Source organism: Corynebacterium callunae, from assembly GCF_046592015.1.
Lineage (GTDB): Bacteria > Actinomycetota > Actinomycetes > Mycobacteriales > Mycobacteriaceae > Corynebacterium > Corynebacterium callunae_A.
On sequence record NZ_JAWVOB010000001.1, the window covers coordinates 434,928 to 449,916 of the forward strand.

At 54.8% G+C, this 14,989-nt stretch carries 13 protein-coding genes; 11 read left to right on the plus strand and 2 right to left on the minus strand.

The features are described from left to right. The first annotated feature begins 94 nt into the window (after nucleotides 1-94). The 5 genes from ftsY (at nucleotide 95) to ffh (ending at nucleotide 7,866) form a co-directional block, all read left to right on the plus strand. Nucleotides 95-1,927, plus strand: coding sequence for a signal recognition particle-docking protein FtsY (gene ftsY, locus SFC07_RS02000; RefSeq protein WP_411206549.1), 1,833 nt, complete (start codon nucleotides 95-97; stop codon nucleotides 1,925-1,927). A gap of 424 nt (nucleotides 1,928-2,351) precedes the next feature. Continuing rightward, nucleotides 2,352-3,668, plus strand: coding sequence for an ammonium transporter (locus tag SFC07_RS02005; RefSeq protein ID WP_411206550.1), 1,317 nt, complete (start codon nucleotides 2,352-2,354; stop codon nucleotides 3,666-3,668). A 46-nt stretch (nucleotides 3,669-3,714) separates the two neighbouring features. Continuing rightward, nucleotides 3,715-4,053, plus strand: a complete 339-nt coding sequence (gene glnK, locus SFC07_RS02010) for a P-II family nitrogen regulator GlnK (protein ID WP_411206551.1) — start codon at nucleotides 3,715-3,717, stop codon at nucleotides 4,051-4,053. A gap of 27 nt (nucleotides 4,054-4,080) precedes the next feature. Next, nucleotides 4,081-6,159 (plus strand): [protein-PII] uridylyltransferase, encoded by a 2,079-nt coding sequence (locus SFC07_RS02015; protein ID WP_411206552.1) that lies wholly within the window; start codon nucleotides 4,081-4,083, stop codon nucleotides 6,157-6,159. 78 nt (nucleotides 6,160-6,237) lie between these two features. Continuing rightward, the gene (gene ffh, locus SFC07_RS02020) at nucleotides 6,238-7,866 is read left to right on the plus strand and encodes a signal recognition particle protein (protein ID WP_411206553.1); all 1,629 of its coding nucleotides are present in this window, start codon (nucleotides 6,238-6,240) and stop codon (nucleotides 7,864-7,866) included. Between the two features lie 66 nt (nucleotides 7,867-7,932). On the opposite strand, the gene SFC07_RS02025 is transcribed toward ffh, so the two are convergent. After that, a complete protein-coding gene (locus SFC07_RS02025; protein ID WP_411206554.1) occupies nucleotides 7,933-8,409 on the minus strand; it encodes an ankyrin repeat domain-containing protein in 477 nt (158 codons plus the stop codon). A gap of 299 nt (nucleotides 8,410-8,708) precedes the next feature. Between SFC07_RS02025 and rpsP the strand changes: the two genes are divergently transcribed. Both rpsP and rimM read left to right on the plus strand, forming a co-directional pair. Further along, complete coding sequence (gene rpsP, locus SFC07_RS02030; protein WP_411206555.1) at nucleotides 8,709-9,206, plus strand: 30S ribosomal protein S16; 498 nt, start codon at nucleotides 8,709-8,711, stop codon at nucleotides 9,204-9,206. A gap of 241 nt (nucleotides 9,207-9,447) precedes the next feature. Continuing rightward, entirely contained in the window at nucleotides 9,448-9,963 is a 516-nt protein-coding gene (gene rimM, locus SFC07_RS02035; protein ID WP_411206556.1) for a ribosome maturation factor RimM, read from the plus strand. Between the two features lie 16 nt (nucleotides 9,964-9,979). Here rimM and SFC07_RS02040 read toward each other — a convergent pair whose 3' ends face one another. After that, entirely contained in the window at nucleotides 9,980-10,666 is a 687-nt protein-coding gene (locus tag SFC07_RS02040; protein WP_411206557.1) for a DUF4232 domain-containing protein, read from the minus strand. A 35-nt stretch (nucleotides 10,667-10,701) separates the two neighbouring features. On the opposite strand from SFC07_RS02040, the gene trmD reads away from it, so the two are divergent. Genes trmD through SFC07_RS02060 form a run of 4 tightly spaced genes read left to right on the plus strand, consistent with a single transcriptional unit; the run spans nucleotide 10,702 to nucleotide 14,970 of the window. Beyond that, nucleotides 10,702-11,571 (plus strand): tRNA (guanosine(37)-N1)-methyltransferase TrmD, encoded by an 870-nt coding sequence (gene trmD, locus SFC07_RS02045; RefSeq protein ID WP_411206558.1) that lies wholly within the window; start codon nucleotides 10,702-10,704, stop codon nucleotides 11,569-11,571. Beyond that, nucleotides 11,572-12,270 carry a DedA family protein gene (locus tag SFC07_RS02050; protein ID WP_411206559.1) on the plus strand — a complete coding sequence of 233 codons (699 nt, stop codon included), beginning with the start codon at nucleotides 11,572-11,574 and terminating at the stop codon, nucleotides 12,268-12,270. Between the two features lie 11 nt (nucleotides 12,271-12,281). Beyond that, nucleotides 12,282-12,653: a hypothetical protein gene (locus SFC07_RS02055; protein ID WP_411206560.1), complete on the plus strand. Its 372-nt coding sequence runs from the start codon at nucleotides 12,282-12,284 to the stop codon at nucleotides 12,651-12,653. Between the two features lie 37 nt (nucleotides 12,654-12,690). Next, nucleotides 12,691-14,970 (plus strand): Tex family protein, encoded by a 2,280-nt coding sequence (locus SFC07_RS02060; protein ID WP_411206561.1) that lies wholly within the window; start codon nucleotides 12,691-12,693, stop codon nucleotides 14,968-14,970. Nucleotides 14,971-14,989: the final 19 nt, after the last annotated feature.

Sequence of the window (14,989 nt, forward strand, 5' to 3'; positions counted from 1 at the left end):
TTTGGCTAATAATTTTTAAATAATCTATAAATAATCCCCAAATAATCGAGGGCTAGCTGTGTATGTGGCGGGCAAACCTGCCACTATAGAGGGTATGGAACCGACAATGTGGATTATTGGATTAGTTGTCCTCGTTGTGCTGGCGATCATCATTGTGCTGATCGTTGGCAATCAACGAGCGAAATCAAAAACCGTTAGTTTTGAAAAGCCCGCAGAGGAAAAGAAGGAACTAACCCAACAAGAAAAGTCTGGTAACTACCAAGCCCAAGGTGGCTTCAACTTTGCACCAGCAAAGAAAGACGCAGAACCAGTTCTTAATCAGGGCCAGGAGCTTTCCTCGAAGCCAGCTGCTGAAACCGAGAGTGCAACCCAGCCCGTGGCACCACAGGTGATTCCACCAGTTATCCCACCAGGCGCTGTACAGGATGAAACTCCAGCGCCGGCTGAAACTGCTAAACCAGCTGAAACGGCTGAAGTGGCTGATACGAAGGCAGAAGAAGCTGCCAAGAATTCTCCTACTGATACTTTTGCAGCTCAGCCTGCCCCAGAGAAGCCAGTGGTTGAGGAGGCTGCTGAGAAACCTGCCGAGCAGGCACCTGCAGTGGCTGAGGTTTCCGAGACCCCTGTGGAAACTAAACCAGAAACTGAGGCCGACACCGCTGCTGAGGTTCCGGAGGAGATCTCCGCAGAAACCGCGGAGGTCCTCGAAGAAGCACCAATTGCAGCTGAGGTTGAGGGCGAAGACCATGTCATTGCCGATGAGCCTATCGATAACGCCTCCCCAATTTTTGAGGAAACTGTTGAAAATGTGGCAGAGCCGGTAGCTATTGCGGGCGCTGAGGCTGCCGAAAACGCCGAGGTTCAGGCTCTTCAAGAAGCTGAAACTGAAGCAGTTGAGGCTGCAGAAGCTGCACAGGTTACCGCTGAATTTGCTGAAGCTGCGCGCGAGCAGACTCCGGTTCCAGACACCGAACCAGCCCCAGCCGCTGAGCCGCTTGATGAGATCGCCCCAGCTGCTGGCCGTATTGGCAAGCTGCGCGGGCGCCTGTCCCGTTCCCAAAACGTCTTTGGCAAGTCTGTGCTCGGCATCTTAAGCGCCGGCGATTTGGACGAGGACGCTTGGGAAGACATTGAAGCAATGTTGATCAAGGCGGATCTTGGTTCCAAGGTCACCGCCCGCGTTGTTGATGAATTGCGCGAAAAGATCGCGCTGCATGGTGTGGCCAGCGAGGCTGAGGCACGTGCGATGCTGCGCCAAACGCTTATCGACGCCTGCCGCCCCGACCTTGACCGTTCCATCAAGGCTATGCCTTATGAGGGTAAGCCAGCTGTGGTTCTGGTGGTTGGAGTTAACGGCACCGGCAAGACCACCACCACCGGCAAGCTCGCTCGCGTGTTGGTATCCATGGGGCACAAGGTGATTTTGGGAGCAGCCGATACTTTCCGTGCCGCTGCCGCCGATCAGCTGGAAACCTGGGGTCGTCGCGTTGGCGCAGAAACCGTGCGTGGTTCTGAAGGCGCGGATCCAGCATCTGTCGCTTTTGATGCTGTAGCTAAGGGTGTTGAGCGCCAGGCTGATGTGGTTTTGATTGACACTGCAGGACGTCTGCACACCTCCACTGGTCTTATGGACCAGTTGGGCAAGGTTAAGCGCGTGGTGGAGAAGAAGGCTGTTGTTGACGAAGTCCTCCTGGTCCTTGATTCCACCGTTGGCCAAAACGGTATGCAGCAAGCACGCATCTTCCGTGACGTTGTGGAAATTACCGGTGTGGTTCTAACCAAGCTTGATGGCACCGCAAAGGGTGGCATTGTCTTCCAAGTTCAGGAAGAACTGGGTGTTCCAGTCAAGCTAGTCGGCCTTGGCGAAGGCTCCGATGACCTCGCACCTTTTGAGGTCGAAGGATTTGTTGACGCTTTGCTTGGCTAAGAAATTTAAGCAGAAGATATCCCGTTGTTCAGGATGCTGAACAACGGGATATCTTTATTTTCCCAGTGATTGACACACTGTAAGGCCTCCGGCTTAAATACTCGGTAGTGGTCCAAAATCAAAAGTTCTAACGATCTTAAAAGGCCATGTTGAGCAGTGTTAAAAGGCCTCACGATACCCCCAATTTTACCCCCGATCACAGTGTGTGACCCACTTAACATTTAGTGGAAAGTACCTGTTGAGCTATCGAAAATACCTTAGTGGGCTTAAGGTTTGAAGAAATTGAATTCTATAGCGCTATTGAAAAAGGTTTCTGTAGGTCTATAGTTAAATTCGGTTCACGGGGTATCAATCCCAGAAGATCCCCGTGAACTCGCTAAATCTTTGAGAGCAAAAACTTCACTTAAAGGAGGTCGTCCACGCTATGACCGCAGATCAGATCGCAGCCGCTTCGGGTAACTCCGCCTGGATGCTAATTTCCGCTTCGTTGGTGCTTCTAATGACACCAGCCCTAGCCTTTTTCTATGGCGGCATGTCACGCCAAAAGTCCGTTCTTAACATGATGATGATGTCCTTTGGTTCACTTGGCGTGGTTACCGTCATTTACGTGTTGTGGGGCTGGTCAATGTCCTACGGCACGGAAACCATTGGCGGAGTTTTTGCCAATCCTTTCCAGTTCTTCGGACTTAAGGATTCCATCGTAGATGCAGACGGCAACTACATCGAAGGCATCTCCGGCTACGCCAACATTATCGACGTTGGATTCCAGCTCACCTTCGCAGTGATCTCCACCGCACTGATCTCCGGTGCTTTGGCAGAACGCGTGAAGTTCTCCACCTGGTTGGTATTCTCCGGCGCGTGGGCAACCCTCGTTTACTTCCCACTAGCTCACATGGTGTGGGGTGGCGGCATCCTTTCCCACTTCGAAAGCGGCTTCGCCTCCTGGATGTTTGGTTCCACTGATGGCGTCTCCAATATTTCCCCCATCGACTTCGCAGGTGGCACCGTAGTTCACATCTCTGCAGGTTCCGCAGCATTGGTCCTGGCTTTCATCGTCGGCAAGCGTCGCAACTTTGGTAAGTCTTTTGCCCGCCCACACAACCTGCCTATGGTTATGCTCGGCGCAGCACTCCTCTGGTTCGGTTGGTTCGGCTTTAACGGTGGCTCCGCATTCGGTGCCAACGGTGTCGCTGGCCTTGCATGGCTGAACACCACCGTCGCAACCGCAGCAGCAATGCTTGGTTGGTTGGCAGTGGAGAAGCTCCGCGACGGACACGCAACCAGCCTTGGTGCAGCCTCCGGTGTTGTTGCCGGCCTCGTTGCCATCACCCCAGCAGCTGGTGCATTGAACCCACTAACCTCCATCATCCTCGGTGTTATCGGCGGTATCCTGGCTTGCCTCGGTGTTGGACTGAAGTACCGCTTCGGCTTTGACGATTCCCTCGACGTAGTTGGTGTCCACCTGGTCGCTGGCCTCTGGGGCACCGTTGGTGTCGGCCTCCTGGCAACCGATATCGGATTGTTCACCGGTGGCGGTTCCGAAGGATTCAAGCTCTTCATCGTTCAGATTGTCATCGCACTGGTGGCAGTTGTCTTCTCCGGAGCCCTCACAGCTATCATTGCTCTAGTTCTCAAGGCAACTATCGGATGGCGCGTCGATGATGACAAAGAATTGCAGGGCATCGACACGCATGAGCACGGTGAGTCTGCTTATGACACCACTGGCCCAGAAATTCGTTAAGTTTAAAAGAAAACGTGCATACGTCCTAACGTCCTAAGGAGACGCAATGAAACTCATCACCGCGATCGTTAAACCTTTTACCCTTACCGATATCAAAGAAGCCTTGGAACAAACCGGCGTCCAGGGAATGACCGTTACCGAGACCCAGGGCTTTGGACAGCAAAAAGGCCACACCGAAGTGTACCGCGGTGCTGAATATGCAGTGGACTTTGTACCAAAGGTCAAAATTGAGGTCATCGTTTCTGACGCTCAGGCCGAAGAAGTTATCTCCGTCATCGTAGATACCGCCCGCACTGGCAAGGTCGGCGACGGCAAGGTTTGGATGACCAACGTCGAAGAACTAGTCCGCGTGCGCACTGGTGAACACGGCGAATCCGCCCTCTAAGCAACCACTCTCTTAAAGATTTTGCAGATGAATAACCCCACCCAGCTACGCCAGCAGGCCGAACAAGAGGCCCTAGCGTTGCTGGGTTCTCTGTCTCTCCCCGCAGGAACCGCCCTCGCGGCCACCGGATCCCTCGCCCGGAGTGAACTCACTCCCTATTCAGATCTGGATCTCTTATTGATCCACCCGGAAAATGAGATTCCAAGCGGGATCGAGGACCTGTGGTATCCCATCTGGGACGCAAAAAAGCGCCTCGATTATTCAGTTCGCACCCCTTCGGAATGTGCCAGCATGATTTCGGCAGATTCCACAGCGGCACTTGCCATGCTGGATATGCGCTTTATTGCAGGAGACCAAGAACTTTTTAATCTCACGCGCCAAAGGATTCTAAGTAAGTGGCGCCAAGAACTAAATAAGAATTTTGATGCCGTGGTTGATACGGCCATTGCCCGCTGGCGCCGTTCTGGACCAGTGGTGGCAATGACCAGGCCAGATCTCAAACATGGCAGGGGAGGGCTGCGCGATTATGAACTCATCTCAGCCCTTGCCTTGGGCCACCTCTGCGATATGCCAAAACTCGAAACGCAGCACCAGTTGCTCATCGATACCCGCACCCTTTTGCATGTCCATGCGCACCGCTCCCGTGATGTCTTAGATCCCGAATTTGCCGTAGAGGTGGCCATTGATCTGGGATTTGTGGATCGCTATCATTTGGGTCGGGAAATCGCCGATGCTGCCCGCGCCATTGATGATGCCCTCACCGCAGCGCTCGCCACTGCCCGCGCCGTGCTGCCACGACGCTCCGGCTTTGCTTTTAGAAATGCTCACCGCAGGCCGCTCGACGTTGATGTGGTGGATGCTCAAGGTACGGTGGCGCTGTCGCGGAAACCAGACCTAAGCGATCCCGCTCTTGTATTAAGAGTTGCTGCAGCTGCTGCAAAAACCGGATTGGCTGTCGCGGATTCCACCTGGGAGCGCCTCAAAGAATGTCCTGAGCTGCCTGAACCATGGCCGGCCGCAGCAGCTGGCGATTTTTTCCGAGTCCTGTCCAGCCCGGAGCATTCACGCCGCGTGATTAAACAAATGGATCGCCATGGACTGTGGGCTCGCTTTGTGCCTGAGTGGGACAATGTTCGCGGACTCATGCCACGCGAACCCAACCACGTATCCACCATTGATGAACATAGCCTCAACACCGTGGCAGGCTGTGCCCTGGAAACAGTGACGGTCGCACGGCCTGATCTTTTGCTCTTGGGTGCGCTTTACCATGACATGGGCAAAGGACAATCTCGCCCGCATGAGCAGGTGGGTGCGGAAATGGTGGCACGCGCAGCGAGCCGCATGGGCCTTAACCTGCGTGATCGCGCCTGCGTGCAAACGCTGGTAGCTGAGCACACCACCATCGCCCGAATTGCCGCCCGCCTTGATCCGCACTCAGAGGAGGCCGTCGACAAGCTGCTTGATGCAGTTCGTTATGACCTGGTCACCCTTAATCTTTTGGAGGTGCTCACCGAGGCAGATGCCAAGGCCACAGGGCCTGGTGTGTGGTCAACCCGTTTGGAGAGCGCGCTAAAAATTGTCCTGCGCGGGGCTCGAACCCGTTTGGTGGAGGTACGTCCGACTCCGCCGCTGGTTGCCATGCGGGAGGAGATTGCCCTTAAAGAACATGAGGGTATTTATACGGTCTATTGGCATGGCGAGGAAGTCCGCAGGATCTTGGGAGTTATTGCTGCCAAGGGGTGGACAATTGATAGTTCGCGGATGATGCGGCAAGGGGAGTGGCATGGTGAATTTGATGTCCGCGCTACCGGCCCTATGGATTTTGATCCGCAGTCTTTTGTGCAGGCTTATCAATCTGGGATTTACTCCGAGGTGCCGCAGCCAGCGCCGGGCCTGACGGCAACATTTTGGCATGGAAATACCATTGAAGTCCGTACTGAACATCGCGCTGGCCCCATATTTGTGCTGCTTAATACGCTGCCCAATGCTTTGTGGATTAGTACTGTTACCCGCGGTGCGACCTTGATTGTGCAGGCCGGGTTGGAGCCTGGATTTGATCGGGCGCAGGTGGAACGGGCTGTTATCAGGGCCCTGGCAGGTAGCTAACGTGACCTTGCTGGGGGTGACCAGCTACCATAAGGGGATTAGAAACCCCGCACTCTAGAACCTACTGGGAGTTCATTCGTGTTTGAGTCACTGTCCGATCGGTTGAATGATGCCCTCCAAGGCCTGCGTGGCAAAGGCAAGCTCACCGAGGCTGACATTAATGCAACAGCGCGAGAGATTCGTCTCGCGCTGTTAGAAGCCGACGTTTCCTTGCCGGTTGTCCGTGCATTTATTAATCGTATTAAAGAGCGTGCTGTTGGTGCGGAAGTCTCCCAGGCGCTAAATCCTGCACAGCAGGTTATTAAGATTGTTAATGAGGAACTGGTTCAGATCCTCGGCGGTGAGACCCGTCGCCTGCAGCTGGCTAAGAACCCACCTTCAGTCATTATGTTGGCCGGTCTCCAGGGTGCAGGTAAGACCACCTTGGCCGGTAAATTGGCTAAGCACTTGGCTAAGCAGGGGCACACCCCCATGCTTGTGGCCTGTGACCTGCAGCGCCCCGGCGCAGTGCAGCAGCTGCAAATTGTGGGTGAGCGTGCCGGAGTTAAGACCTTCGCGCCAGATCCAGGCACCAGCATTGACTCCCTCGAGCATGAGATGGGTACCTCCCACGGTGATCCAGTAGAGGTTGCTCGCGCCGGTATTGAAGAAGCGAAGCGCACCCAGCATGACATTGTGATTGTGGATACCGCAGGTCGCCTCGGTATTGATGAAACCCTGATGACTCAGGCGCGTAATATCCGCGATGCCATCAACCCTGATGAAGTGCTCTTTGTTATTGACTCCATGATCGGTCAGGACGCAGTGGATACCGCTGAAGCCTTCCGCGATGGTGTCGATTTCACCGGTGTGGTTCTGACCAAGCTTGATGGCGATGCCCGCGGTGGTGCAGCACTGTCCATCCGTGAAGTCACCGGCAAGCCAATTATGTTCGCCTCCACCGGTGAAAAGCTGGAAGATTTTGATATCTTCCACCCAGAGCGCATGGCCAGCCGCATCTTGGGCATGGGCGATATGCTCTCCCTCATCGAGCAAGCCGAAGCCGTTATGGATCAGGAAAAGGCCGAGGCTGCTGCCCAAAAGCTGGGCAATGGCGAGCTCACCCTGGAAGACTTCCTCGACCAAATGCTCATGATCCGCCGCATGGGACCCATCGGCAATATCTTGAAGATGCTGCCCGGTGGCAAGCAGATGTCGCAGATGGCGGACATGGTTGATGAGAAGCAACTTGACCGCATCCAGGCCATCATTCGCGGTATGACCCCAGCTGAGCGCAATGATCCAAAGATCCTCAACGCCTCACGCCGCAAGCGCATCGCACTTGGTTCTGGTGTCAGCGTGTCCGAAGTTAACCAGCTGGTTGAGCGCTTCTTCGAAGCCAAGAAGATGATGGGCAAGATGGCTGGCCAATTTGGTATGGGCGGCGGAACTCGCAGCGCAACCAAGAAGCAAGCTAAGGGTCGCAAGGGCAAAAACGGCAAGCGTAAGCCAGCAAAGAAGGGCCCAACTCAGCCTAAAATGCCAGGTGGAATGCCGGGAATGCCAGGTCTTCCCGGAATGGGCGGAGCTGGAATGCCGGACCTAGCTGAGTTGCAAAAGCAGCTTGGCGGCGCTGGCGGCGGACTCCCAGGAATGGGCAAGATGCCAAAGTTGCCAAAGGGTATGGAAAATATTGACCTCAATAACCTGGACTTCGGCAAAAAATAAAAGATAAAAAGACGCTTTTCGACGCAAACCCGCAGCGGGTGGCGTCGAAAAGCGTCTTTTTGGTTTTTAGAGAAGGTCTTCTGGGCTTACGCCATTGATATCGCGGTGATGGGTGTTGGCGCCAGCGCGTAACAACACATCAACCACCTCAGAATCTGGCAGGTGATTAGCTGCGGCATACCAAAGCGGAGTGCGCATTTGGCAGTCCAGCAGATCGACTTCAGTACCTGCATTAATGAGGCATTCCACAATGCCGTCGTCGCCCACAACGGCAGCGCGGTGGAGGGCAGTAGCACCCTGAGGATCAGGAATATTAGGGTCTGCACCCAGATCCAATAAACGCGCAACCACCATGAGATTGCCGGCTTCGGCCGCGCGAATTAGCACTGGCCTATCATAGGCATCGTGGGCATTGGGGCCTGCATTATTAAGGAACTTGTCGAGTCCAGTCAGGTCGCCGGTGAGCATAATTTCATCAAAGCGACCGCCGTCAACATAACTGATCAAATTCCGGTCACTTTTACCGGATGTAATCGGAAGCACGGTTGTCTAATCTACTCCTCATTATTGATTCCGCATACTTTCCACAGGTTCAAGGCTGAGAGCATCTATAAAGTGCCTGTTAGCGGGCGATTTCTTTTTTGAACTCCAGATGGCTAGAATGTTAAAGGTTGTCTGCACTCGCATGGGTGTGGCAACTTTAAAAGACTTTCCTGCGTAATGCCGCCAACGACTACGGTCGTCCGGAGGAGTCACGCGCAGGTAAAACAAAAAGGGTTGAACCGGCTCACCAGCACAAGGTGAGTGTCAGAACTGCCCAGTGACCAGTGAGGAAATTTCACATGGCTGTAAAGATTAAGCTCCAGCGCCTCGGCAAGATTCGTACCCCGCACTACCGCGTTGTCATCGCTGATGCACGCACCAAGCGCGACGGCAAGGTTATCGAGAACATCGGTACCTACGAGCCAAAGGCTGAGCCTTCCGTAATCAAGATCAACTCTGAGCGCGCTCAGCACTGGCTTTCCGTTGGCGCTCAGCCAACCGAGGCTGTTGCAGCACTGCTTAAGGTGACCGGCGACTGGCAGAAGTTCAAGGGCATCGACGGCCAGGAAGGCACCCTCAAGGTTGCTGAGCCTAAGCCATCCAAGCTCGAGCTCTTCAACCAGGCTCTCTCCGAGGCTAACAACGGCCCAACCGCAGAGGCTATCACCGAAAAGAAGAAGAAGGCTCGCGAGGAGAAGGAAGCTAAGGCTGCAGCTGAAAAGGCTGCTGCTGAGAAGGCTGCCGCTGCTGAGGCCGAGGCTGAAGCTGCAGAGGCTCCTGCTGCAGAAGAGGCTTAAGTCTTTTCTCTCCTTTCCCCTTTTGGTGAGGTAAACACCGCCTAGTGATCTAATCACTAGGCGGTTTTCTTTGTCTCCAGGCGCGGTAACGCGTGGCAACGTTGAAAACCTCGAATTCACGGCCTCGAAAGGAGCCGATATTTTCAAAAAATCGACTCCTTTCGAGCTACTGAATTCGAGGTTTAGCCAAAGCGCGCCCCAGCTGGGAAGCAGAGGACTAAGTAACATAGAATTTCTACCCATGAGTACAGAGCAGGAATTGCAAATCGGCCGGGTCATCAAATCCCACGGCATCAAAGGCGAAGTGGTTGTTGAAGTCACTACCGATGAACCAGAGATTCGTTATGAGATCGGTGCAGTTCTCACCGGCAAACAGGCTGGCAAAGAACATAGCCTCACCATTGATGCAGCCCGTTTCCACCAGGGCCGCCTGCTCATTAAATTTGCGGAGGTTCCAGACCGCAACACCGCAGATTCCCTCCGTGGTACGCGCTTTTTCGCACCACCGCTGGAAACTGAGGACGATGAAGACGGCTTTTATGATCACGAGCTTGAAGGTCTGCACATCATCCACGATGGGGAAGACATCGGCGTGGTCACTGGAGTTCTGCACGGACCAGCTGGCGAAACTCTAGAAGTTGAGCTAAACGGCGGTAAAGAAGTACTCATTCCTTTTGTCCATGCCATTGTTCCCGAGGTTGATCTCGAAGCAGGCACGGCAACGATTACCCCACCGGAGGGCTTGCTGGACCTCTAAGAAATTTGGAAAGATGTTAGATTCCCACAGCTGTTGTTGAGAGCAACTCCACCTCCGGATTGCTACAGCCACTAAAGCCACTGAGCGGTACAAAAGCTGCATGGGTTTCCTCTGGAGGATAGATCCGCAGGCCATCAATAGGCTGCGGAGAACACCAGCTGGGGTCAAAGTTTTCCGCGCGGGTAATTCGCACCCTGGAGCTCGTACTAATGCCAGGTGGCAGAGAAATCAGGGGAGCGGCATTAAAGTCCCGAGCAGCTGGGGCACCAATTTGGGTGCCATTGCCAAAACCGACAAGACTCACCCCCGGATAGCCCTGGAGCACACACTCGGTTGCTCCAATGTTGATGAAGATAATGTTGATATAGGTGCTACCAGCAGCGCTATCCTGATCACCGAGGAAAACTGCGAGCTGAGAGGTGGCACACAGGGGAGCGGAAGACTCAGTGTCCACCGGAACCGGGGTAGGGGTAGCCGGCGCGGAGCTCGAAGAAGCCGAAACCGGTGCTTCCGTGAAGGTAGAAATAGTTGTGGACACAACGGTTGCCACTGCAGGTGACTGCGCAGCCCCCGCGGAAACAGAGCTGCTAGAGCTGCTGGAACTGCTCGATTCGTTTCCACTTCCAGCACAGGCACTCAGCACAAGAACTCCGCAAAAACTGCCAATCCCTGCAACAAAACGCAGGAGAGCATGAGGCTTCATAACCTCAGGATAGTCCTCTTGGTAGATTTGAGTCCGTGACTAGCTCCCCTGAACATGATGCACACCGTTTACGCCTAGATGTTATTAGCATCTTCCCCGAATACCTTGATCCGCTGCGCCATGCGCTGCTGGGCAAGGCAATTGAAGATGGCATCCTCGAGGTGGGAGTGCATGACCTCCGCAAATGGGCTACCGGCGGACACAAAGCCGTTGACGATACTCCCTATGGCGGTGGCCCCGGCATGGTGATGAAGCCCGAGGTGTGGGGACCTGCCTTGGATGATATTGCTGCAGGCCATGTGGTCGGCGAGCAGCTGGAATCGGCGAGCCCACACCTAAAAACTGCGCGACACGATGAGCTAGAAGGCGTCGAAAAGCGCTTTTATGAGGCGGGAGAAGAAGACCTGGACCTCCCACTGTTGCTGGTACCCACCCCGGCCGGCAAGCCTTTTACCCAAGCCGATGCGCGTGCCTGGTCCAATGAGCGCCATATTGTGTTTGCGTGCGGCCGCTATGAGGGCATTGACCAGCGCGTTATTGATGATGCCGCCAATCGCTATCGCGTGCGTGAGGTCTCCATCGGTGATTATGTGCTCATCGGGGGTGAAGTTGCGGTGCTGGTCATCGCAGAGGCAGTGGTACGTCTTATCCCCGGTGTGCTGGGAAATCGCCGCAGCCATGAGGAAGATAGCTTCTCTGACGGCCTGCTCGAAGGCCCTTCTTATACTAAGCCACGCAGCTGGCGCGGACTTGATGTGCCCGAGGTGCTATTCTCGGGCAACCACGCAAAGGTCGACAGGTGGCGACGTGATCAGGCGTTATTACGCACCCGGGCGGTGCGGCCTGAGCTTCTCGACGACTCCACCCTCGACGCCACTGACCGCAAAGTATTAGGGCTGGATTAAATGACTGAACCGATGGACAACCCGGCCCCGGCTCAAAAAGAACCGGAATTACCTGCCTTCTTAACCAAACCGCAAAAGATGGACATCGTGCTTTTTGTCCTGCTTATTGCGATGGGCATTTTCTCCCTGTGCATGATTCCGCTACGTGCTTGGTTACTCACCCAACCACTGGCTTATACCTTGATCGTGGGCGGCTACACCAGCGCCGTGGTTTCGGGAGCTAATGCCTCGGTGGGCAATGGCACCTGGTGGATTTATCTGCTGTGCACCCTGGTGGGCGCGCTGAAATTTATGCCGGTGTATTGGCTGATGGGCAAGCGTTGGGGCATGGAGTTTATTGATATGTCCCTGCAATATATGCCCCGTGCTCACCGCATCTTCAAAAAGGCCGTGGAAAGTGAATCCACCAGTCTCTATGCCTGGGTGCTGGGTCTTTTGCCCTTTGGTTATCTGCCGGGACCTGTTCCTAGCACTGTTCTTAATGCCATTGCCGGACTGCTTAAAATCCGCTTCCTCGTCATGCTGGCTTTAAACGCGGCTTGTGTGCTGCTGATTAATGGCCTTTTTATTTGGTTGGGATTTACCTTCGGCCAAGAAGTGCTGGACATTGTTAATGTGATCAACCGCTATATGCTGTGGATTACCATCGCCTTGCTGGCTGTGATGTTCTACCGCGGCAGGAAGCAACTTAAGAAATAGAGGATGCACCCATGGCTCAGGTATCAACTGACCTTAATATATTGATCACTCCCGCTGAGTGGGAACGCGCGGTGGAATCCCTACCCGCAGCACTCCAGGCAGCAGGCTATGAGGCAACGGACATCCACGCACAGATCGTGGACCTCACCTGTGAGCCAGACAATATGCTGGTTACGCAGTTTTCCCAGATGGAAGGCCATCCACCCATCGTGGAGGTGCTGTACCGCGTGGTCATCAATGGCTCCTCAGAGCTGGGACTGAAAGAACTGACCAAGGTGGTAGTGGCTGCATTGCCCAAGGGCTTGTACTGGTATGGCAGCTCCTATGCCGGTGCCACCGAGCCTGGCGTTAATGCAGCATGTGCCTGGCAGCACCGTCCTTAACCGCCTTAAAGCTCAAGGATTCGCTAGAATTAGCGAAATGTCATTAATTTCTGCACAGATTGCCCGCGAACTGGCGGTAAGAGAAGAACAGGTCCAAGCAACCATTAAGCTGCTGGATGAGGGAAATACTGTTCCTTTTATCGCCCGCTACCGCAAAGAAGTCACCGGCGGTTTGGATGATACCCAGCTGCGCGAGCTGGAAGAACGCCTTTCCTACCTGCGGGAGCTGGAAGATCGCACACAGACAATTCTGGCGGCTATTGAAGAACAAGGCAAACTCACCGATGATCTCCGCGCCCTAATTCTTGGCTGTGATACCAAGGCGCGTTTGGAAGATCTCTACCTGCCCTTTAAAAAGCGTCGCAAAACCAAAGCTGATATCGCTCGGGAAGCTGGCCTGGAGGAACTCGTCGACAAGCTTATTCAGAACCCCAGCGCTGCGGCTGCCACGGTGGCTGAGGCCTATAAAACCGAAGGTTTTGAGGATTCTAAAAAGGTGCTGGAAGGCGCCCGCGCTATTTTGATCGACCGTTTTGCACTGGATGCGGACTTAGTGGGCGAGGTCCGCGAGCAGATGTATCGCAGCGGATCAATGAGCGCCAGCGTAGTGGCTGGCAAAGAAGCAGAGGGTGCAAAATTCAAGGACTATTTTGAATTTAATGAGCCTTTTGACTCCCTGCCATCCCACCGCATTTTGGCGCTGCTGCGCGGTGAAAATGAGGGTGTGCTCTCACTAAATCTGGATGCCGGTGAGGACGCCATTTATGAAGGCATGATTGCCCAGCGTTTTGAGCTCGATACCCACACCTCCAGCTGGTTGGCTGAGGCTGTGCGTTGGGGTTGGCGCACCAAGCTCTATGTTTCCTCCGGCCTGGATGTACGCATGCGACTAAAGGAAAAAGCTGAGGAAGGTGCGCTTGAAATTTTTGCCACCAACCTCCGCGATGTCTTGTTGGCTGCACCTGCAGGCCAGCGCGCCACCATTGGCCTGGACCCAGGGTTCCGCAATGGCGTGAAGGTGGCTGTGGTTGACCAAACCGGCAAACCCCTGGCCACCACCATTGTGTACCCGCACCAGCCGCAAAACCGCTGGCAGGAAGCAGTTCAGGAACTCGCCAATCTGTGTGCTACGCACTCGGTGGAATTAATGGCCATTGGTAACGGCACCGCCTCCCGCGAAACTGAAAAGCTGGCAGGTGAGGTGGCAGACCTCATTAAAACCGCAGGTGGCAAGCGTCCCACCCCAGTGGTGGTCTCAGAATCGGGCGCCTCGGTGTACTCCGCCTCGGAGCTAGCAGCTGCAGAATTCCCCGATATGGATGTTTCCCTGCGCGGTGCGGTCTCCATTGCCCGCCGCCTGCAGGACCCACTGGCAGAGCTGGTGAAAATTGATCCCAAGGCCATCGGTGTGGGCCAATACCAGCATGATGTAAACCAATTTGCGCTGGCGAAAACCCTCGACGCCGTGGTGGAGGATGCCGTGAATGCGGTGGGTGTAAACCTCAATACCGCCTCTGCACCTTTGCTCAGCCGTGTGGCCGGTGTGACCAGTACCTTGGCTAATAATATTGTGGCTTACCGCGATGAACACGGCGGTTTTGATTCCCGCAAAGACCTCAACAAGGTGCCACGCCTGGGGCCAAAAGCCTTTGAGCAGTGCGCCGGCTTCTTGCGCATTAACGGTGGCAAGGATCCACTTGATGCTTCTGCCGTACACCCTGAGGCTTATCCGGTGGTGCGCCACATTGCCCAAAAAACGGGGCTTGATGTTGCAGGTCTCATTGGCAATACCGCCGTACTGTCCAAGCTGCAGCCTGCGGACTTTGCCGATGAACGCTTCGGTGTGCCCACCGCCAGCGATATCATCGCCGAGCTGGATAAACCCGGCCGCGACCCCCGTCCAGAGTTCAAGACCGCCAGCTTCAAAGAAGGCGTAGAAAAAATCTCTGACCTTAAACCCGGCATGATTTTGGAGGGAACTGTCACCAACGTGGCTGCCTTCGGCGCCTTTGTTGATGTCGGAGTGCACCAAGACGGACTGGTCCACGTTTCTGCCATGAGCGATAAATTCATCAGCGATCCCCACGAGGTGGTGCGCTCGGGCCAGGTGGTCAAGGTGAAGGTCATGGAAGTTGATGTGGACCGCAAGCGCATCGGCCTTTCCCTGCGCCTCAATGACGAGCCCGGCGCAGCAGCGCCAAAAAAGAAGTCCCACAACCCGGCCCCCAAGCGCGCCGAAAAGAGCCAACCTGCCCGCAATCAGCCAGCGGCTTCCGGTTCCATGGCCGAGGCCCTGCGCCGCGCTGGCCTTAAATAACGCTTCTCGACGCCCACTC

Coding starts and splice junctions, on each gene's coding strand:
- rpsP (WP_411206555.1), top strand. CDS start 8,709: ATGGCTGTAAAGATTAAGCTCCAGCGCCTCGGCAAGATTCGTACCCCG.
- SFC07_RS02005 (WP_411206550.1), top strand. CDS start 2,352: ATGACCGCAGATCAGATCGCAGCCGCTTCGGGTAACTCCGCCTGGATG.
- SFC07_RS02060 (WP_411206561.1), top strand. CDS start 12,691: ATGTCATTAATTTCTGCACAGATTGCCCGCGAACTGGCGGTAAGAGAA.
- SFC07_RS02040 (WP_411206557.1), bottom strand. CDS start 10,666: ATGAAGCCTCATGCTCTCCTGCGTTTTGTTGCAGGGATTGGCAGTTTT.
- ftsY (WP_411206549.1), top strand. CDS start 95: ATGGAACCGACAATGTGGATTATTGGATTAGTTGTCCTCGTTGTGCTG.
- SFC07_RS02050 (WP_411206559.1), top strand. CDS start 11,572: ATGACTGAACCGATGGACAACCCGGCCCCGGCTCAAAAAGAACCGGAA.
- SFC07_RS02055 (WP_411206560.1), top strand. CDS start 12,282: ATGGCTCAGGTATCAACTGACCTTAATATATTGATCACTCCCGCTGAG.
- glnK (WP_411206551.1), top strand. CDS start 3,715: ATGAAACTCATCACCGCGATCGTTAAACCTTTTACCCTTACCGATATC.
- SFC07_RS02015 (WP_411206552.1), top strand. CDS start 4,081: ATGAATAACCCCACCCAGCTACGCCAGCAGGCCGAACAAGAGGCCCTA.
- rimM (WP_411206556.1), top strand. CDS start 9,448: ATGAGTACAGAGCAGGAATTGCAAATCGGCCGGGTCATCAAATCCCAC.